Annotated in this window: 20 protein-coding genes; 4 read left to right on the top strand and 16 right to left on the bottom strand. The window is 34.3% G+C overall.

Features of this window, described 5'->3' with window-relative positions:
* Window positions 1-4 precede the first annotated feature (4 nt).
* From AC0IXC_RS26050 to hflX, 15 genes are all read right to left on the bottom strand, one after another.
* A complete protein-coding gene (locus AC0IXC_RS26050) occupies window positions 5-1,273 on the bottom strand; it encodes a hypothetical protein (RefSeq protein WP_002128600.1) in 1,269 nt (422 codons plus the stop codon).
* 43 nt (window positions 1,274-1,316) lie between these two features.
* Window positions 1,317-2,285 carry a polysaccharide pyruvyl transferase family protein gene (locus tag AC0IXC_RS26045; protein ID WP_471653557.1) on the bottom strand — a complete coding sequence of 323 codons (969 nt, stop codon included), beginning with the start codon at window positions 2,283-2,285 and terminating at the stop codon, window positions 1,317-1,319.
* A gap of 63 nt (window positions 2,286-2,348) precedes the next feature.
* Complete coding sequence (locus tag AC0IXC_RS26040; RefSeq protein WP_061674188.1) at window positions 2,349-3,557, bottom strand: glycosyltransferase; 1,209 nt, start codon at window positions 3,555-3,557, stop codon at window positions 2,349-2,351.
* 119 nt (window positions 3,558-3,676) lie between these two features.
* Window positions 3,677-4,849, bottom strand: a complete 1,173-nt coding sequence (locus AC0IXC_RS26035) for a glycosyltransferase family 1 protein (RefSeq protein WP_471653556.1) — start codon at window positions 4,847-4,849, stop codon at window positions 3,677-3,679.
* A 35-nt stretch (window positions 4,850-4,884) separates the two neighbouring features.
* The gene (locus AC0IXC_RS26030) at window positions 4,885-5,946 is read right to left on the bottom strand and encodes an EpsG family protein (RefSeq protein ID WP_215590081.1); all 1,062 of its coding nucleotides are present in this window, start codon (window positions 5,944-5,946) and stop codon (window positions 4,885-4,887) included.
* A 35-nt stretch (window positions 5,947-5,981) separates the two neighbouring features.
* Window positions 5,982-6,875 (bottom strand): glycosyltransferase family 2 protein, encoded by an 894-nt coding sequence (locus tag AC0IXC_RS26025; RefSeq protein ID WP_002128603.1) that lies wholly within the window; start codon window positions 6,873-6,875, stop codon window positions 5,982-5,984.
* A gap of 5 nt (window positions 6,876-6,880) precedes the next feature.
* Complete coding sequence (locus AC0IXC_RS26020; protein ID WP_215590082.1) at window positions 6,881-7,990, bottom strand: glycosyltransferase family 1 protein; 1,110 nt, start codon at window positions 7,988-7,990, stop codon at window positions 6,881-6,883.
* Window positions 7,975-9,132: a glycosyltransferase family 4 protein gene (locus AC0IXC_RS26015; RefSeq protein WP_471653555.1), complete on the bottom strand. Its 1,158-nt coding sequence runs from the start codon at window positions 9,130-9,132 to the stop codon at window positions 7,975-7,977. Before AC0IXC_RS26015 ends, AC0IXC_RS26020 begins: the two co-directional genes overlap by 16 nt.
* 29 nt (window positions 9,133-9,161) lie before the next feature.
* Window positions 9,162-10,991, bottom strand: a complete 1,830-nt coding sequence (locus AC0IXC_RS26010) for a polysaccharide biosynthesis protein (protein ID WP_215590084.1) — start codon at window positions 10,989-10,991, stop codon at window positions 9,162-9,164.
* A gap of 305 nt (window positions 10,992-11,296) precedes the next feature.
* Complete coding sequence (locus AC0IXC_RS26005; protein WP_002128609.1) at window positions 11,297-11,959, bottom strand: CpsD/CapB family tyrosine-protein kinase; 663 nt, start codon at window positions 11,957-11,959, stop codon at window positions 11,297-11,299.
* Window positions 11,908-12,648, bottom strand: a complete 741-nt coding sequence (locus AC0IXC_RS26000; protein ID WP_215590085.1) for a YveK family protein — start codon at window positions 12,646-12,648, stop codon at window positions 11,908-11,910. Before AC0IXC_RS26000 ends, AC0IXC_RS26005 begins: the two co-directional genes overlap by 52 nt.
* A 269-nt stretch (window positions 12,649-12,917) precedes the next feature.
* The gene (gene glnA / locus AC0IXC_RS25995) at window positions 12,918-14,252 is read right to left on the bottom strand and encodes a type I glutamate--ammonia ligase (RefSeq protein ID WP_002014472.1); all 1,335 of its coding nucleotides are present in this window, start codon (window positions 14,250-14,252) and stop codon (window positions 12,918-12,920) included.
* Window positions 14,253-14,300: 48 nt separating this feature from the next.
* Complete coding sequence (glnR, locus tag AC0IXC_RS25990) at window positions 14,301-14,690, bottom strand: transcriptional repressor GlnR (RefSeq protein WP_002014475.1); 390 nt, start codon at window positions 14,688-14,690, stop codon at window positions 14,301-14,303.
* Window positions 14,691-14,862: 172 nt separating this feature from the next.
* A complete protein-coding gene (locus AC0IXC_RS25985; protein WP_002142781.1) occupies window positions 14,863-16,134 on the bottom strand; it encodes a methionine gamma-lyase family protein in 1,272 nt (423 codons plus the stop codon).
* Window positions 16,127-17,398 (bottom strand): GTPase HflX, encoded by a 1,272-nt coding sequence (gene hflX / locus AC0IXC_RS25980; RefSeq protein ID WP_002033471.1) that lies wholly within the window; start codon window positions 17,396-17,398, stop codon window positions 16,127-16,129. The genes AC0IXC_RS25985 and hflX overlap by 8 nt, the downstream gene beginning before the upstream one ends.
* 92 nt (window positions 17,399-17,490) lie before the next feature.
* Here hflX and AC0IXC_RS25975 point away from each other — a divergent pair, with 92 nt between their 5' ends.
* Both AC0IXC_RS25975 and AC0IXC_RS25970 read left to right on the top strand, forming a co-directional pair.
* Complete coding sequence (locus AC0IXC_RS25975; RefSeq protein WP_002014478.1) at window positions 17,491-18,114, top strand: trimeric intracellular cation channel family protein; 624 nt, start codon at window positions 17,491-17,493, stop codon at window positions 18,112-18,114.
* Window positions 18,115-18,213: 99 nt separating this feature from the next.
* Entirely contained in the window at window positions 18,214-18,351 is a 138-nt protein-coding gene (locus tag AC0IXC_RS25970) for a hypothetical protein (RefSeq protein WP_002087943.1), read from the top strand.
* Window positions 18,352-18,382: 31 nt separating this feature from the next.
* Here the strand turns inward: AC0IXC_RS25970 and spoVK are convergent, their stop codons facing one another.
* Window positions 18,383-19,339 carry a stage V sporulation protein K gene (gene spoVK / locus AC0IXC_RS25965; protein ID WP_002014481.1) on the bottom strand — a complete coding sequence of 319 codons (957 nt, stop codon included), beginning with the start codon at window positions 19,337-19,339 and terminating at the stop codon, window positions 18,383-18,385.
* A gap of 113 nt (window positions 19,340-19,452) precedes the next feature.
* Between spoVK and AC0IXC_RS25960 the strand changes: the two genes are divergently transcribed.
* Together AC0IXC_RS25960 and AC0IXC_RS25955 are read left to right on the top strand one after the other, a co-directional pair.
* Complete coding sequence (locus AC0IXC_RS25960) at window positions 19,453-20,415, top strand: tyrosine-type recombinase/integrase (RefSeq protein ID WP_002128613.1); 963 nt, start codon at window positions 19,453-19,455, stop codon at window positions 20,413-20,415.
* A gap of 116 nt (window positions 20,416-20,531) precedes the next feature.
* On the top strand, window positions 20,532-21,142 hold a 611-nt coding region (locus tag AC0IXC_RS25955; RefSeq protein ID WP_431175666.1), incomplete at its 3' end, for a collagen-like protein.

Here is a 21,142-nt window from a genome sequence, read left to right as displayed (position 1 = left end):
TATTTTAGTTGTTTTGCGTACCCACTCTACTAAATTTGGCACTAATCTTCCTCTTTAAAATAGGGAAAAACTTTGTTATCCTGTATTTTAATAACGCTTTTCTTCGTTGCGCCTTGAAATCATAATCTAGAAACCAATTTAGTAAATTTTTATCTGTAATACAATCACAATTTTGTTTCATTCGCACTTGGATTAAATTCCAATACATTTCAATGAATGTATTAGTAAAAAACTTCACCTCACTATTTAAAGAAGTTTTAACGTACTGATAAAGATTACTTGGAATATTAAAACCATATTCACGAGGATCTCTCCCTTCAGCAATAATTCCCATAATTGTTCTTAAACATTTTTCACATTTACAACAATTTTCTTCATTTTTAAAACATACCCTGATATTAACAGGTTCTTTACTAGCTGAATAATGGTCCACAACAACTTTAATCTTTTCTTGCCTAGTAAGTTCGTATCCATCATGAAATACTGTTCCAGATGCATATTTTATTTCATTATCCACAGTTGGATCAGATGCACAAGTAACTTGATATAATGGAGAATTAGAGCTTGCAATGTATATACATTTTATCTTAAGTTTAAAAGCTATTGGAATAGCTGCAGATATTATTGCTAGACCATGATGCAATCCATGCCACCATGTATCGTTTAACTTTTCTCTAAAATCATGGTCAATGTTCCCTGCAATTATAAAGGTCCCATAGTTGGATTGTATAAAAATATTTTCTAGTCCATTATCCTTTACAAAATTTATGGCATTTTCTTTATCTGCCTCCCATACTTTACTACCCTCTATTTCATTTTCATGCCATCCATATTCAGTAACTAGCAAGGGGTTTTTATCTTTTATTCTTATAAATGTAGTAAGTGCATCTAATCCCCCACTAAATAAAGATGCCGCTTCAAATTCCGGAATGTAAACATTATCAATAATTTCTCCTACATCCACGGATCCTTTAAATTTCACACCAGGAAACATGTTTTGATATGCATTTTTTATATTATTTAAACAAATATAAAAAGATTTATCTAGTTCATTTATTACTATTGTTGAATTAGTAATCCATACAAGAGGAACTACATTTGCAACAAACGGAATAGCCAAAATACTTAAAGGGATATCAGATACATCATAGTTATATTCAAGAAACATATGATTACTTGTCTTAAAATACTTTTGTAAATCCCCCTTAATACTAAAAGAATAATCAACTCTATTATTTCTTACGACAATTTTATCGAGAATTATACTATTCATTTGAGCCTCCTAATAAATCGCCATTTTTATCAAAGTACATTTATTAATTAGAGAACTGTTTTAACCATTGATTTACTACATCAAAATTCACTTGAACATCCGTGATAAACTCTGAATTTATCATTTTTTCAAGATTATTTAAATCTTCCCTATCAATCAGATTTAAATTATACGTTTCGCCCATCCCCTTAGCTCTTTCATCTATGGAGATAATTATTGCACGTTTTTTATGACGCATAGCAAATATGCCGCCATGTAAACGTGTTCCAATATAATCGACGGCTGTATTTAGGATTTTTTCATACGCCTCTATAGTAGGAGGTATAATTTTTATGTCCTGTATACCCTCTAAAGTTTTTAAATATTCAAAATCATCAGCGTCTTGTATCCAAAAATAGACATTTTCATAACTTTTGTTAAGTGTATCTATCAATAATTGATCTTTTTCACGATTTTTAGAATGATGGGTTAGTGTAAAAACAACCGATTCCGATTTTCCACTTGGAATTCCCCTACAAAAATCATGCGTAAAAGACCACAAAGTTGCACAACCAGTATTTAGAGCTTTAAAGCCCATTTCTTCTAAAATTTTTTTTGTTCTTTCATCTCTAACGCTATGTATATATTCATGTGATAAAACTTTTCTATATAACATTTTTGTATAGGGATTTATTTTATTCCCTTTTCCTGCACCAACTCCAACCAGAATACTCCCCTTTAAAGGACCATAATTAAATATATTAATATTCCACTGCGGAAAGTGCGTAAACATATCCATTGCTAGCAAATTCGAACCACCTACAAACTTATATTTCGCATCACTATAAATCTTTATCCTATTTGATTTTCTCGCTACTTGGTACCAATGAAAAGGTGAAACATGAGTAGGTAATGTTAAAACATATGCATTTTTAGTTATATCAGAAAGATGATGCTTTACACACTTCATTATTATATCGTCACCCTTGTTAAGAGAACCTACCGATGTATCTAATACTAAAACATTCTCCATAAAAATAATTCCCCCAAGTATCTTTTATAAATAGTAAAAGATTTTTTAGTTTTATAACTTAATCTATTCTAATTCAATTAACCTATATATCTTTTCCACTTCTATTTCATTACCATAATTTTTTTGGCTTACATTATTAACAATTTCACTTCTGAATTCAACATCATCAATCATTTTTTTTATTCCTTCGACAATTCCCTTTATACCCATTGGACAAATATATCCATCTACCCCGTTCTCCAGCTGACTTTTGGCAGTTGAAAAATTAGTTATTAATACTGGTTTCTTAAGAATTTGCGCTTCCCGAACTGTTACTGCCTTCCCTTCGTATCTAGAAGGTTGTACATAAATATCACATGCTTTTATGTACGGGTACGGATTAATCTTCTTACCTAGTAAAACAAATTCATCTTGAAGTCCTAATTTATCTATCAACAATTTAAGTTCCGCTTCTTGAGGCCCATATCCAACTATGTACCACTCGATATCATACCCTTGATCTAATAGTTTTCTAAGCGCATATATAGCGTCATCAATTCCCTTAGCATGAGAAAGTCTAGCAACAGTAACTAACTTGATTCGCTCTCTATTTATTGGTATTTCCTGAGTAATATCTCCTTCATTAGATTGTTCGCGAACAAATTCAGAATCTATTATATTTTCTATCACTTGCACCTTTTTATTAATATAAGGCAGACTATTCAGGAATGTATCTCTACAACTTTCGGAAACCGCCACAATATCATCCATTTCCCTCCACATTTTACATTCCATTTCTTTGTTAAGTTGTATGTTCGAATAATCAGTATGAATCCACCCAATTTTTCTTTTCGCTCGAACTTTATCCCCTATAAAATAATGCGGCCATAAAAAACTTATCGCAACATCGTACTCTTCTCTCAACTTTGGAAGAAATGGAAGAGATATTCTCCATCCATATTGAATGACGAAGTATCCAGGTTCTTTACTATTTACATATCGCCCATGCATAACGCCCATAATTCTCCCTATTATCCTAGTAATCCCAATTGAGTAATGCCCTTCTTGTAATATCTGCTTAATTGATTTTCTAAAAGTAGTATATTGTTGCAATTCCTCTAATAAATTCGGCTCTTTAGGTAGTAAAGAGAAAAATCCACCTTCATGTTTAAATAACATTAAATCTATATCATACTTACTGTAATCAATTGTATTTAATAAACCAATCAAACTTCTTTCTACTCCACCAATTTCCATATCAAAAGATGTAATTAATATTCTTTTCTTTTTCATTATAGGATACCTCACAAAATCTATTATTGATTTCTCTTCCTCATTTTATATTTGTATTTTGCTGTTACGCTCAACAAATCTCCTTATACATCAGACATATAAAATGAAAATAAATTAGATTATCCTATTTCTTCCTTGCGCACAATTCCATATAACGATAGCCACTCGTAGATGTTATCGTTAATATCAAAGCCTAATTTCGATATATTGTTAATTATGAATTCCCTGTCAGGTCTTTCTTTTAACAAGGCTTTATAAATTTCTTTACACCATATTTCAATTTCTTCATCTAAGTCAACAAATGACATTATCCCTAACCCCATATCAGTATTATTAGGTAGCGTATCTGCTACAACACATGGTACACCTGCAGATTGCGCTTCTAAAGTTACAATACCAAACCCCTCAAACAAAGAAGGAAAAATAAAAACATCAAAACTCTTCATGAGTCGTGGAATATCCTTCCTAACCCCCAAAAATCTAATATTTTCAAAAATCCCTAATTGCTTTGCTTTTAATTCAATAGAAACCCTTAACGGGCCATCTCCTACTAAAATAGCAACAAAATTTGAATCTCGTTTTAAAATTTGCTTTAAAACTTTTAGGATAAAAATATGATTCTTTGACTCTGAAAAACTTCCTATATGTCCTATTAATTTTGTTGCATTCGGTATATTAAGTTCCCTTCTTACGCTGACACTACTCCCAGCGTCTATATCAGTAAATTGATTAATATCTATACCGTTTTTAATTAGTTCTATCCTCTCACTATGAAGCATCCTTTCGCCAAATAAAAAACGTGCTGCTTCAACGCTGCACGCACAATAATTAGTTCCAGCATATTTAATAATAGATTGCAAAACCTTTAGGATAACTCTTGCTTTTATTCCAGAGTCTTGTGGCCAATTATTACTATGCGAATGACAAATCCTCTTTTTTATACCAGCTATTTTTGCCGCTACAGCAACGAAACCACCTTGATAATCCGTATGTGCATGTACAACTTCATATTGATTATCCGACATAATTTTCACAAGTTCTTTAACATAGGAAAAAGGTCCTATTTGTCCTAAACTAGGTACCTTATATATTCTCCCACCTAACGCCATTATTTCATCTTCATAATCATTTTTCTCATTTCGATGAGATACAAAATCAAACTGAAGCTGCCTCTTATCTATTTTCCTATATATATTCATTAGTAACGTTTCAGCTCCCCCGCGATTCAGAGCGCTGACAATGTGTAAAACCTTCTTTTTATTTTTAGGTCTAAGCTTAGAATCTATCCCCATTTAACAATCCTCTCCCAGCATCTTGCACTTTATTATCAAAGTAGGTTGCTCTTATAGATAATTCCCAGAGTAATTACATGTTCATATACAAAATAAATAAAATAGCACACTAGAACTGCATAATAAATCAACTTTTGATCTTTATCTGTAAATGACTTCACAACCCAAGAAATTAATATTAACTGATACAATCCAAAATATATGGAGAATCTAGCAAATATCCAATTTTGTGTTGAAATAATCATAAAAACAAGACCTAATATAGACATATTTACAATATAATCACTTTCAGGGAATAACGCCCTCATTTTATCTTTCCCAAGGTAAGCCAGTATAATTGGCACTATACTCACAGCAACCCTAAGTATATTGGCACCACCTTCATGAAATTCCTTATATTGACCATATTGAGTATTTCCAATTGCCGAAAATAAAACTTCCGAAAACTGATTAAAACCTATAACTACACATACTGCTAAAAAAAGAAGCAAATATGTCGTTCCTGACCAGGCTTTTTTTCTTACAAAAAAGTAGATTGGCATAAGAACTAATGCACTTGCATGAAATGTTGATGCGCATAATACAATTGCCATATATTTTTTCCATTTTCCTTCAAAAATATATTTTGTGGCAGCAAAAATAATTGCAGCGGCTAAATATTGCCTAATCCCATTCATTGATGTTAAATACATACCCGACGTCATATAAACATATAAACTTAATTCAATTAGTCTTGAATATTTATATAGTGTTGCTACAATGAGTACATTTGTTATCAATGCTGTAGTAAAAACCATTACTTGAGGATCATCCGCATATTTTTTCAAAACCATTTGAAAAATATTAAAGCCCATGTCTTTGTTAGTTTGAACATACTCCCAATTAAACTCCGTTATTTTATATGCATGCATATAAAAATAAGTATCCCCAATATTATTCCGAAGTCCCGCTACCAATACAAGTGATAGAGCCGCCATTAAAACCAATAATCTATTTGGCTTTATCAATGTAAAATTATTAGTTACAGGTATAGCAAAATACCTTGCAAAAAATGCGAGTATGAATACGATAAAAAGATTCATCCAAAGTATAGTCATTATTATGTCCTCTCATTTACTTACTAAGTAAATCCCTATATATTTACTTCCATTCTTGTTTTCATTGTAATGTAACTATAAAGAATAACTCCAAATGGCAATGCGCAAATCGTAAGACCTTTGCATGGCGACTCTTGCATAAATCTTTTATTTTTCGCTATAAAACTACTAGATACATAATGTACAGCTTGCCTATACTTGAATACTCGATTAGTAAATGGTAATTTCATAAGTTCCTTACGATAAAAAGCAAAACCTCTTGGATTTTTACGATATTGATTTAGCATATTCATTGATGAACCGTCAGGCATGTATTCAACATAGCAAAGAGGTTCGTTCATCAGTAACATCTCATACTGCTGATCTAACATATAATATTTATATGCTAACCCAACATATTTTTCATTTTTAAAAATTGGGTATGGATATTTCTTAGTCAATTCTGTGCGATAGACCAATTTTTTATCACCTGTGACACCATGTTTGTTGTAAAGATTAAACAACGTGGAATATTTAAGGTTTTCTGGTAACTTTGAGCCAATTATTTGCCCATTTGTATACAAATCCAATCCAATTATCCCACTAACTTCATCATTCCCATATCTACTCCAAAAAGAAAGGATTTTTTCTACAGCATCGTCTGGCATATAATCATCAGAATCAATACAAATATTTAACTCCGTATCAATCATTTCGTATGCTGTATTATGAGCACCATGCATCCCTTGATTTTGTTGCCAATGATACATAATTTTTATATATTTTTCAGCAATCCAGCTATCCACCAATTCTTTTGTGTTATCACTAGATCCATCATCTATTATTAACCAAATAAAATTCTTACATGTTTGACGTTTTAAACTCTCATAACAATTTGTAAGACAATATGCTCTATTATAAGTAGGGGTGAAAATCGTTAAATTCTCCAAATTACTCACCTCGAAAGTACGGAATAATAGTCTTGAGTTAATTCTGCCGTATGTTTTATATCGTAGCCTTTCTCCCAAAATACTTGAGCTGGTATTTCCCTCGGAAAATTACTAATTTCTATATTTTTCATTTTTTCTATCCAAGCCATTTTATCTGCTAGAGGAACATGTTCAACTAGATTCATTCCCAAATCCACTTCTTTCGTAATAGCATCCGATATAATACAAGGCAAACCAACTCCTTGCGCCTCTATGAGAGTAAGTGGCAATCCCTCATGTATGGATGGAAAAACAAATACATCAAATGCTTGAAGTATCCTTTCTATATCAGCTCGTATCCCAAGAAACATTATATGCTTCTCCAAATTTAATTCCCTCACTTGATTTTCAATTTCCATACGAAGTGGCCCTTCGCCAGCTAATAAAAGAATTGAATTCGGCCTAAATCGAGTTAACTGCGCGAATAATTCTATAAGGTAAGCATGATTTTTTTGATGAGCAAATCTTCCAACATGGCCAATAACAAGAGCGTCTTGCTCAAGCTGTAATTCTTCTCTTACATGTTTTCTCATTTCTGGAATGAACAAAAATCTATCACAATCAATTCCATTTTTTAAGATTTTGGCTGTATCAGCTTTATCTGCAAATAACCATCTCGCAGCTGCATTTGAGCATGCTAACAAATGCGTTGCACATGTACCTATAGATTTTCCTGCATACCATTTATAGATTTTTGCAGTAGCACCACCTTCACTACTAGTATTGTGACTATGTGCAATCCTAACTGGCACCCTTGCTTTTTTAGCTGAACGAAGTACCAATCCACTCATTTTATCCATATGTGAATGAACGATTTTATATTGCGGATGAGAGCTAAAGAAGGTATTTAATGCCTTTATATAGCCTCTATGACCAACATCCGTAACATATGGAATTCTATGAACTTTTCCGCCCAACTTTACTATTTCTTCATCAAACACTCCTTCTTTACATGTTAAAAAATCAAATTGAACTTTGGAACGATCTATATTGCGATATAAATTCATAATTAAAGTTTCGGCTCCGCCTCTATTCATATTTACGACTACATGTAATACTCTCAATGGAGTGCCCAATTTAAATCCTCCATTCCATCCATATATGTTGTATAAATTTCTTTTTTCTCTTTCAACACTTCATTAACTGAATATTCACTTGTAATAATAGTACGTCCACACTGTCCAAACTGAGCTTGTAATTTAGTATTTTTAGAAATAGTATTTATTCTTTCAGACATCGTCTTTATATCATCACGATCTATAATCCAACCATTTTTATTACTAATAATTAGCTCCCTATGTCCCCGATTGTCCGTAGCGATAACCGGAAGTCCACAAGCCATAGCTTCCATAATATTAACTGGTAAACCTTCCCGGTAACTCGATGCAACTGCAAGATCAGACATCTGTAACAAAGAGGCTATATCATTCCTATAACCAAGAAAGTGAACCATATTACTCACGCCTAGTTGAGTCGCTATTTTTTCGCACTCTTCCATTAACGGTCCTTCTCCAGCAAGCAAAAGCTTCGCATGTGGCATTTCATTTTTCAATTGTGCTAATACACGGATTAAAAAGCTTTGATTTTTATTCTTATTAAATTCAGCAGCATAAAACATTAAAAAATCTTGTGATTTATAGCCACATTGTAGCTTTAATTCTCGTTTCTCAATTTCAGTTACAGGAGTAAACCGTTGTACATCTATTCCTACACCGTGAACTAGCTTAATATCTTTCACTGGAAAGCGATGTTTAACTGCTAAATCATAATCTTCTTGGTTAATTGTTATTAGACAATCCGTATGAGAAGCTAGAATTCTTTCAATCGGATAATAAAGCAACCAATTCATATACGGTGATCCTTTACAAAAGTGAAATCCATGTGCTGTATATACGACTTTCGTTCCTTGCCGCCTGGCTTTCTGAGCAGCTAAACGAGCAATTACTCCTCCCATAGGCGTATGACAATGAATGATATGATATTTATTTTGATCAATAATTGATTTTAGTTTTTTATATACGTGGATGTTTTGTATACTAAGAGGTGACCTTTGAATAGGAATATTATATTTTCGAGTTACGTACGGAAGATGTATATTCCCATTCGCTGCAACATGTACTTCCCATCCTTGTTCTGAAAACCATTTCAAATACGGTAAATGAAAAGCCTTAAAATGATAATCTACAGTTGCACAAAACAGAACTTTTTTAGACACCATCCCACGCACCCGTCTTATATAATTTTTTTCTATTGACCTGATACAGGTATTAACAGTTTTAAAGTTTTACGCTGATTTACTAACTTTAACAATCGTTTTCTTAATTCTACTTCGTTTAAATCTGTATAACTTGAAATAAACTCTTCAATTTCTTCTATACGAACATTCATTTCTTGTCCTACGTAAATCCTCGGATGAATTTGCTTTTCATTCATTTCATCTTCTTTTAGTAATTCTTCAAAAAGTTTCTCCCCTGGGCGTATACCAGTAAATTCTATTCCTATTTCATCCACAGAATTTCCTGATAATCGAATAAGATTTTTGGCAAGGTCGACTATTTTCACTGGTTCTCCCATATCCAATACAAAAATCTCTCCACCTTTAGCTAAAGCACCAGCTTGCACTACGAGTCTTGATGCTTCCGGGATTGTCATAAAATACCGAACCATATCAGGATGAGTAACTGTAACTGGTCCACCATTTTGAATTTGCTTCTTAAATAAAGGTATAACACTCCCTCTACTTCCTAAGACATTCCCAAAGCGTACAGTAACAAACTTTGTATGACTTATTTTATCTTTATGTTGAATTACCATCTCAGCTAATTTCTTTGTTGCTCCCATAACACTCGTCGGGTTCACAGCTTTATCAGAGGAAATCATAACAAACGTTCCTACTCCATGTGCTCTCGCTGCCTCTGATACATTCATAGTTCCAATCAAATTATTTTTAACAGCCTCTTCAGGATTATTCTCCATTAGTGGTACATGTTTATGTGCAGCTGCATGATATACAACATTTGGAAGATGTTTATTCATTATTAAATTCATCTTTTTTTCATCTTGTATATCTGCGATTTCAGGAATAAACGTGCCTTTCATATCTCCATATTTTCTGTTTAATTCCATTTCTATAGAATAAATACTATTCTCCCCATGCCCTAGTAAAATCAACTTTTTCGGCCTAAATTTTGCAATTTGTCTACAAATTTCCGAACCAATTGAACCTCCTGCACCAGTAACTAAAATAACTTTGTTAGTTATATAATCTGAAATAACATCCACATCAAGTTCTACAAGATCGCGCCCTAATAAATCTTCTACTTGAACATCTCTGAATTCGTTCACCGATACTTTACCCGTTACTAAGTCTTCTAACATCGGAAGAATTTGAGTTTTCACTTCTGTTTTTAAACATCTTTTCAAAATAACATTTTGCTCTCTTTTGTTTAATGAAGGAATTGCTAAAATAATTATTTCAATATTCAGTTTTTTAACAGTGTACTCAATTTGATTCATACCACCAATTACTGGAATACCCCAAATATCAAGATTATGTTTTTTTGCATTGTCATCGATAAATGCGACTGGCATTAATTCAGCGGCACTATTCTTCAACAACTGCCTTGCAACCATTGTCCCAGCAGATCCCGCACCAACAATTAACGTTCTTTTTTTATCACCCTTTTTTACATAATAAATATCTCTGTACATTCTCCATATAAAACGTGAACCACCAATTAATAAAATATGAATCATCCAAGTTACAACTAACAGCCGAAAATACATTTTTGGCATGATTAGTTGCTGCACAACTGCTGTAGCAATTATAGAAAATGTAACAACTTTGCATATAATGAGTAATTCTCCTATACTTGCATATTCCCAAGCTTTATTATACAACTTATATATTAAAGCAAATAAATGATGACTGACTAATAGAGTGATAGAGCTAATAATTGATGATAAAGTGATAACACTAAAGCTAGCATTTACAAAGAAATAACTAAAGAAAATAGCACTTAACACAATCATTGAATCCATTAAAAGCAATAACGATATCCTCCGTCGATACGTCATGTAACTTCCTCCTTTAATCAATTCCATACTTAACTCTTTCAAATTTAAAGTTTCTAACTATATTCTCTTTATTAAAAACACATAGTTAGAAACTTTAATAAAATAGGGGCATCTAACCCTCCCTCACATTACACTCTTGATGACTCGCATCTAAGGTTGTTTTCACAACCCACAGCATAATCGAGTGCCTCCGTTGATAGCGGTAAGGAGACATCACCACATCGTATCCCTTTAAAAAATTCTTTATAAAGAACATCCTGATATAAGGATATTAAATTCATTTTTCTAAAGTACATTTATGTTATTTATACTTTTCCATTCAAAATCGCACCTAATATCCTACTTTTCGTAAAACTTAACGCCCTTTTCGTTTCAAGCGCATCTTCATTCACAGTATGATTATAACGGATCACCAATAATACACCTTCACATTTATCAGCCAATACACTCGTATCCGTTACTTCTAGTACAGGAGAAGAATCAAATAATATAATATCGTATCGTTCCAGCGCCTTTTGAATTAACATATCCATTGCATCTGAACTAAGCACTTCAGATGGATTAAATGGTACTGGTCCGCTAGTTAATACATCCAGACTTTCCATCTCTGTTTTTTTCACGGCGCCCTCTAAAGTTGTTTTTCCGTTCAATATATCAATTAATCCAATTGTATTTTCTACTCCAAACATTTCATGAATCGTTGGTGTTCGTAAATTTGCATCTATTACCAATACTTTTTCACCTTTTTGTGCTATTGAGACTGCTAAATTAACTGTAATCGTTGATTTTCCTTCACCATACCTCGGAGAAGTAATAACTATAGTTCTGCTTTTATGAATAGATGAAGATAATTGAAGGTTTGTTCGAAGCGAACGATACTGCTCCGAAATTTTCGATCTTGGAGCGGTATGTACAATTATACTTTCTCCTTTAACTTTATTTGTTTTTCGTCTATTTTTGTAAGCCACTCCGTTCCCTCCCCCAATAATACCGTATTTTTTTTACTGAATTTGTCTTTCACATTTTTTCTATTCATTTTAGATATTCCGCCCAAAACAGGAACATCTAACAATTGTTCAATTCGCCGTTCCGATTTGATTCTCTCATCAAGTGAATCCAATAAAAAAATGAATCCAATACTGAGCACCATACCTATAGAGAATGCAATTAGTATCGTCTTAAAGTGATTTATATTTATAGGCATAGAATGTTTTTGAACTGGGTCTTCTGGTAATATACTCACATTATTAAAATTCAGTATATTCGCTACTTCTTTCTTATAAACAACGGCTGTAGTATTTGCAATTTTATGAGCAAGCACAGGATCTATATCCACTACATTTATTCTCATAATCTGGGACCCTTGCACACTTTCTGTACTTATTTGTCCACTTAATGCACCTGCAGATCTGTTAATATTCAATTCAGCAGCCACTTTTTCTAATATTACAGGCTCATTTACCATCGCTTTCAATGTATTCATCGTTTCAGCATTAGCTTGAACAATAACCCTTGCTGAAGAGGCATATAATGGTGTTTTTACATATATAGTATACATCGCTCCTGCTACTGTTGTGAGAGTTGTAAATAATAGAATGATCCAAATTCTTTTCCGTATAATAGTAAATAGATTTTTCAAATTTATTTCCTTATCCATAACTTCCCTCCTCATTTAAAACCAATGAGCTTCAACTTGAAATTGACATCGAAAACTTAAGAAAAAAACAATATTTTCATTCTTTTTAATATACAAACATTTCTAGTTAATGCCATTTTAGTTCTTTATACAGAACGAGTCAACACAAATTATTTTCACTAAATTACTTCCTGATGACACTAAAAAAAATGCGACAATATTCGTGTTTTTTCACTGTAGATAAATGACGAAAAAGCCCTAATACCGTAGTATTAGGGCTTTTTTCTCTCTTAGTATAGAGACATATATTGGTCGCGTTCCCATTGGTGAACTTGCGTGCGGAAAATATCCCACTCAATTTCTTTTGCTTCGATGAAGTGCTCAAGTAAATGATCACCTAATGCGCCACATACGATTTCATTAGATTGTAAAGTAACTAACGCTTGCGCTAATGTTGCTGGTAAGTCAACGATACCTGCTTCTTCGCGCTCTTCTTTTGTCATTACGTAGATGTTACGATCTACTGCAGCTGGCGGAGTTAATTTGTTTTTAATTCCATCAAGACCTGCTGCTAATAATGTAGCCATTACTAAATACGGGTTTGCAGCTGGATCAACACTACGTACTTCTACGCGTGTACTGATACCGCGAGATGCAGGGATACGTACTAATGGGCTACGGTTTTGTGCAGACCATGCTACGTAACAAGGTGCTTCATATCCAGGTACTAAACGCTTGTAAGAGTTTACAGTTGGGTTTGCTACCGCTGTAAATGCTGGTGCGTGTTTTAAAATACCTGCGATGAAGTGACGAGCATCATCACTTAATTGTAAATCACCGTTTTGATCGAAGAATACATTCTCACCATTTTTAAATAATGATAAGTTACAGTGCATACCTGAACCGTTCACACCGTATAATGGTTTCGGCATAAATGTTGCGTGTAAACCATGTTTACGAGCAATCGTTCTTACAACAAGCTTGAATGTTTGAATGTCATCACATGAGCGAATTGCATTTGCATATTTAAAGTCAATTTCATGTTGACCTGGCGCAACCTCATGGTGAGATGCTTCAATTTCAAAGCCCATTTCTTCAAGTTCAAGAACGATATCACGACGACAGTTTTCCCCTAGATCCATCGGCGCAAGGTCGAAGTATCCACCGTTATCGTTTAATTCTAATGTTGGATTTCCTTTTTCATCAACTTTAAATAGGAAGAATTCTGGCTCTGGTCCAAGATTGAAATCTGAGAATCCTAATGCTTCCATTTCTTTTAACACACGCTTTAAGTTGTTACGTGGGTCGCCATCAAACGGAGTACCATCAGCATTGTAAATATCACAGATTAAACGAGCTACTTTACCTTTTTCAGCTGTCCAAGGGAAAATTACCCAAGTATCTAAATCCGGATATAAATACATATCAGATTCTTCAATACGTACGAAACCTTCAATAGAAGATCCATCAAACATCATTTTGTTATCAAGAGCTTTTGTTAATTGGCTCACTGGAATTTCTACGTTTTTAATTACCCCTAAAAGGTCCGTAAATTGCAGACGGATATACTTTACATTCTCTTCTTTCGCCAAACGGAAAATATCTTCTTTTGTGTACCTAGCCATTATAAATTCCTCCTTAGTCCCTCTAAACACCTTCAGAATCAGTTATCTTTAGTGAAAAAACCTTGAAATGTCACCTTGTCGCAATGAGGTCCGATTAAATCTACCTGTATGTTGTAGTTCATCTCGAAGAATTTTGCGAAGCTCGGATTTTGAAATTTCTTTCGTTTCTTCTTTTACTTTCACTGCTTCTGTTTGATTTTCTTTCATTTGCAATACTTGTTTAATTCCGGCCATATTTAAGCCTTGATCTAACAAATCTTTAATTTCCAACAATTTATCTACATCGTTAAATGAAAATAATCTACGATTCCCTTTTGTACGGGTTGGAAAAATAAGATTATGCTCTTCATAGTAGCGAATTTGACGTGCAGATAATTGTGTTAAATCCATTACAATACCAATTGGAAACAGCGGAGCAGAACGTCTATCTTCTTTCATTGTTTCAGTTCCTCCTTCGCCTTAACTGTTTCTCATTTTATACCATGTTATGTTTAGTGTCAATAGATGTTAGCTTTTCTTACATGATTTTTTGTGGATTTTTTCATTTTTTTCTAATGGCACAAATCATTACTTTCACACGAAAAAAGCTGCCGAAATCGACAGCTTTCCTTTAAGAAATTGTTAATAGTTTTTTTTCAATTAACGCATCAATCGCAGAACAAATCGCAATCTTTACATGAGAATAAGTTAACCCACCTTGCACGTAAGCAACATAAGGCGGACGAATCGGACCATCAGCCGACAGCTCAATACTTGCACCTTGAATAAACGTCCCCGCAGCCATAATTACATCATCTTCATAACCCGGCATATAGTTTGCATATGGAGTGAAATGAGAATTAATTGGAGATGCATATTGAATCGCTTGACAGAACGCAATCATACGATCTTTATCATCAAATTGAACAGACTGAATTAAATCTGTTCTTGGTGCATTCCAAGCTGGTGATGTATTCATCCCTAACTTTTCTAAAAATGCAGCTGTAAAAATCGCACCTTTTAGCGCTTGTCCCGCTACATGCGGCGCCAAGAAGAAACCTTGATACATTTCTTGCAAACTGTATAAAGATGCCCCTGCTTCCGCACCGATTCCTGGAGATGTTAGACGATATGCACATGCTTCAACATACTGCTCTTTACCAACAATGTAACCACCAGTTTTAACAATTCCACCGCCAGGATTCTTAATAAGAGAGCCTGCCATTAAGTCCGCACCAACATGACATGGCTCTTCTTCTTCAATAAATTCGCCATAGCAGTTATCTACAAATACAACAACATCAGGTTTAATCTCTTTCACAAACGCAATCATCTCTTTAATTTGTGAAACAGTAAACGACGGACGAGTAGCATATCCTTTTGAACGCTGAATACCAATCATCTTCGTATTACTATGGATCGCAGCTGCAACAGCTTCAAAGTCCACAAATCCCTCTTCAGTTAACGGAACTGCGTTATAACCAATATTATATTCTTTAAATGAGCCTACACCTTTTCCGCGTACACCAACGATTTCTTCTAACGTATCATATGGTTTTCCTGTTATGTATAGCAGTTCATCTCCTGGACGTAAAATACCGAATAGAGCTGTCGAAATTGCGTGAGTACCTGAAATAATTTGCGGACGAACAAGACCCGCTTCTGCCCCAAATACATCAGCATACACTTTTTCTAACGTGTCACGACCAATATCATCATAACCATAACCTGTCGTCGGAATAAAATGCGAATCGCTAATTTTGTGTTTACGAAAACTTTCTAATACACGAAATTGGTTACTCTCAATCACTTCATCCACATGTTTATGTACTTCTGTAATTTGACTTTCTACTTCTTTTACAATTGGAGCAATTTTTTCTCCATTTTTCAAACGATCAAACATTATTTTCTCCTTCTTCCACTAAAAATCTCTTTAATTGCCCCTTAAGCGATGAATGAGCAAATATATACCCTGTACAATCATATACAAATTTATCTTCTAGAAACTCCATTTTAGTTAATATTGTTTCTGTCTTTAAAAGCGTTAATAACCTACCTTCACTCGGAGGGATTTCCACTTGATAATCATTCATTTCTTCCTTCATCTTCGTTTCTAGCGCTTCTTTTATACGCAATAAATCACTTTCTTCAAAAGCACTAGTCATTAAGAAATCACTTTTCGGAAATGGAATGAAGTTTTGATGCAATTTATCTTTTTTATTATATAACGTAATAATAGGAATATGATTAATTTCAAGGTCCGACAATAATTGTTTTACTGTCTGCTCATGCCCTACATAATTAGGATCTGCAGAATCAACAACATGTAAAATAACATCCGCTTCCCCAGCTTCTTCTAACGTAGATCGAAAAGCAGCAATTAGTGACGTAGGTAAATCTTGTATAAAACCAACCGTATCAGTCAAAAGCACTGTATAACCAGAAGGTAACGGCATCTTTCTTGTCGTCGGATCTAGCGTTGCAAACAATAAGTTTTCTTCAAACGTATCAGCTTCCGTTAATCTATTAAACAACGTAGATTTCCCTGCATTTGTATACCCAATTAACGCAACTTGAAACACTTTATTATCTTTTCTTCTCTCACGATATCTCTTTCGATGCTCCACAACAACCGCAAGTTGTCTCTTTATTTCATCAATACGAGATCGAATATGACGACGATCTGTCTCAAGCTTCGTCTCTCCTGGTCCCCTTGTACCAATTCCACCACCAAGACGTGATAAAGCAAGACCTTGTCCCATAAGGCGCGGCATTGTATATTGCAATTGAGCTAATTCTACTTGAAGCTTACCCTCTCTCGATTTCGCACGTTGCGCAAAAATATCTAGTATTAACTGCGTTCGGTCAATCACTCTCGCATCTAATACTGAAGATAAATTCCGAATTTGACTTGGTGTTAACTCATTATTAAAAACAATAACAGCTGGTTCTAATTCTTCCGTCAACGCTGCAAGCTCTTCTAGTTTACCTTTTCCTATATAAGTCGCCGGATGAAACTTCGGGCGCTTTTGCGTCGTTGATACTAACACTTCCGCTCGCGCAGTTTTCGCTAGCGATGCAAGCTCTTTCATGGAATGCATAAATTTTTCATCATCATCTTGTGGCAATTGACAGCCAACTAATATGATTTTTTCTTTTTCTTCCATCAAATATGTTCACTCATCCTTTTCGAAATTTAAACCTTCTAATATAATAGCAGAGGAAGCACATTTCATCTAGTTAGCGGGGGAGAAAATTCATGGCATGGGAGATTTTTAGCATCATAGGCACAATCGCTTTCGCACTAAGCGGAGCCATTGTTGCAATGGAAGAGGATTATGATATTTTCGGGGTATATATTTTAGGAATGGCAACCGCATTTGGGGGAGGTGCCCTTCGTAATTTATTAATCGGTTATCCAATCGTCGCGTTTTGGCAACAAGACATGTTATTCCAAATCGCACTATTATCAATGACGATCATTTTTCTTTTTCCTAATAAATTAATTAAGCATTGGAAAAAGTGGGAAAACATCACAGATGCCATCGGCTTATCAGCGTTCGCCGTACAAGGAGCTCTATACGCCCAAAAATTAAATTTACCAATTAGCGCTACAATTGTAGCTGCTGTTTTAACTGGCATTGGCGGCGGTATTATTCGTGATCTTTTAGCACGTAGAAAACCTCTCGTCCTTCGAGCTGATGTATATGCGTTTTGGACGATTTTAGCCGGTTTTTTGATTGGCGCTAAAGTCATCGTTAGCGATTGGGCTCTATACACCTTATTCATTTTAATTGTTTGCTTCCGCATGGTTTCTATTCATTACAAATGGCATTTACCGCATAGACGCATCGATACAAAGGAGCGCTCAATGCATAAATAGCAATCTAACCTCTTTACATATCGTAAAGAGGTTTTTCTTTTCTAACGAGTTTTTCTTTACATAATGTTTATACTAATTTTTAAAGCGAGGTGAATGCAAATGACAAACCATGTTAATAAAGGAGCTCAAAAAAGCTCAGTAAACCAATTTGGACATGATCCAAATTCAGCGCACGAAAAGAGCGCTAAAATGGAACGTCTTCATAAAACTCACCAAGAAAAAGCAAAAAAAGAGTAAACGAACTTATGCATAAAAACAGACGCACAGTTTACGTACTGTGCGTCTCCTCTTCAAGCATTAAATCCATACTTGATATCCCAATTAAATCATATTTATCATACGTATCCTCTTGTAACAATCGCATAGCTTGTGTACGAATCGATTTTTCAACAATATTCCGTACGTATCGCCCATTACTAAACGATGTAATTTGCGACGAATACTTTACCGCATGTAAATGATCTCGAAATTTCCACTCCGCTTCTTTAGATAACTGATATTCACGCTCCTCATACATTCTCTTTCCAATTTCCAACAGCTGATTTACCGAGTAATCCGCAAATTCAATAATAAATGGAAAACGAGATTGTAACCCTGGATTTAATGAAAGAAAATGATTCATCTCTCTTGAATATCCAGCTAAAATTAATACAAAACCGTGCTGCTTATCTTCCATATGCTTCACAAGTGTATCAATAGCTTCCTTCCCAAAATCCTTCTCTCCCCCCCGCGCTAAAGAATACGCCTCATCAATAAACAAAATACCTCCCATGGCCTTTTTTATTAAATCTCTCGTCTTTTGCGCTGTATGACCGATATACTCCCCCACAAGATCAGCACGTTCTGCTTCAACTAAATGCCCCTTCGATAAAATATTCATCTCAAACAACAATTTCCCTATCATTCTAGCAACGGTTGTCTTCCCAGTACCGGGATTCCCCCTAAATAACATGTGAAGCACTTGCTTCTCAGATTTCAACCCCATCTCTTGCCTTTTTTTATTTACATAAATCCAAGCATAAATTTCTTTTATTATCTTTTTTATTTCATCCATCCCAACAAGCTTTCCCATCTCTTCTTCAATTCTCTGCAACATCTCATGTTTAGTAGTGGTTTCACTTGAAATTACCGTTTTATTTTCTGATGCCGGTAACGAAATTTTCTTTCGATGGTTTAATACAATATTAATTTGATTGTTATTTTTCTTACGCATCGATTGCTCCATACAATCACCTCATTTTATCCACTCACCAAATATTATTATTCCAGTCCCTCTTGCAAATGCCTATTTTCAGAAAAGTTTGCTATAATATAAGAAATAATCAAGGTGGTGGGACTATGGAAACAACGGAATTCCATGATACAATACAAGCCTTTTCTATTTTTTTATTGAATAAAGGCCGAAAGTCTTCAACCATTAAACGTTATGTTTATGACATTGAAGATTTTGGACATTGGTTAGAAAAAAACAAAAAGCTCCCTTCCAGTAATATATGGGCAACACTTTGTACAAAAGACTATGAAGATTACTTTTCAGACTTAAAAAAGAATCGACACTACTCTGAGAAAACAATGCATCGTGTATTTATTGTATTAAATAGAATGCATCATTTTCTTAACATTCCAAATCCATTGAATGATATGGAAATTACTATTCAACCAAACCGTGCATTGCGTAATGAAGATTTCATTTCATCCGATGAAGAAAAAAGATTAAAGCATATAGTCACTTCATTAGAAGGACTTTCAGAAAAACAACGTCCCGTTCGTCCATTATTAATGGATCGTAATATCGCCATTTTAAGTATATTAATCGACTACGGACTATCCTTACAAGAGCTTACAGCATTAACTATGCATCACGTTCATTTTGAAACTAATACACTTTCTATTCCAGCAACCGCAGGAGTAGAAAGAACAATCACATTAGCAATCGAAGACAAAAAACAACTGTACACATATTATAAAAGTATTCCAGAACCAGTTCGTCCTAAATACCATAGTAATGACCCGTTGTTTGTTGCATTCGATTTTAACCGCGGAACATACAGATGGGTATACGAAAACGATGCACCAAAAGCACTAACAGAAATCGCTATCCAAAAAATGATCCGACTTGAAGTAGCAAGAGCCAATTTACGTAAAGGCATTTCTGGACAACATTTCCGGAACACGTTTATTTTACGCCTAATAAAAAAACAAACCCCAGAGCCAGAAATCATAAAATTAGTTGGCTTCAAATCAAAAATTTCACTAAAGCGATATTATCAATATGCTGAAAATAAAAAAAACGCCCTATAATAAGGCGTTTTTTTTATTTTTTCTCGAAAGAATCCATTTCACTATGACCATTTAACTACTCTCTGCATCTACTATGATGAGTTTCGTTCACATTCTTATTAGAAAGGAGAGATTTAATGTCTCGCTTTAACGACAATCAAAATAAATACTCCAATCCATGCTTTCCAACTAGCGCTGGACGAATTCCAACTACCCCAACGATTCCAATTACTAAAGCGCAAATTAGAACATTCCGTGCAATCATTAACGATTTAATAAAAATAATCCCTAAACTTTTCGCCAATCCATCTCCCAAAAACATTGAGAATCTAATAGATACATTGCACCTACTAAGCAAATTCATCTGTTCACTAGACACTACTTCCGCTCTGAAAGCACAAGGATTAGCCATCATTAAAAACTTAATAACTATATTAAAAAATCCAACCTTCGTAGCAAGTGCTGTATTTGTTGAACTTCAAATTTTAATTAATTATTTACTTTACATTACAAAGTTATTCCGAATTGATCCTTGTACACTCCAAGAACTCCTTAAATTAATTGCAGAGTTACAAACCACTCTAGTTAATTCAGCTTCGTTCGGCAGAGGACCTACTGGACCTACTGGACCTACTGGACCTAGAGGTAACACGGGCGCTACTGGCGCTACCGGACCTAGAGGTAACACGGGCGCTACTGGTGCTACCGGACCTAGAGGTAACACGGGCGCTACTGGTGCTACCGGACC

This window comes from Bacillus sp. AC266 (genome assembly GCF_979253805.1).
This window is presented reverse-complemented; position numbering and strand designations above follow the sequence as displayed.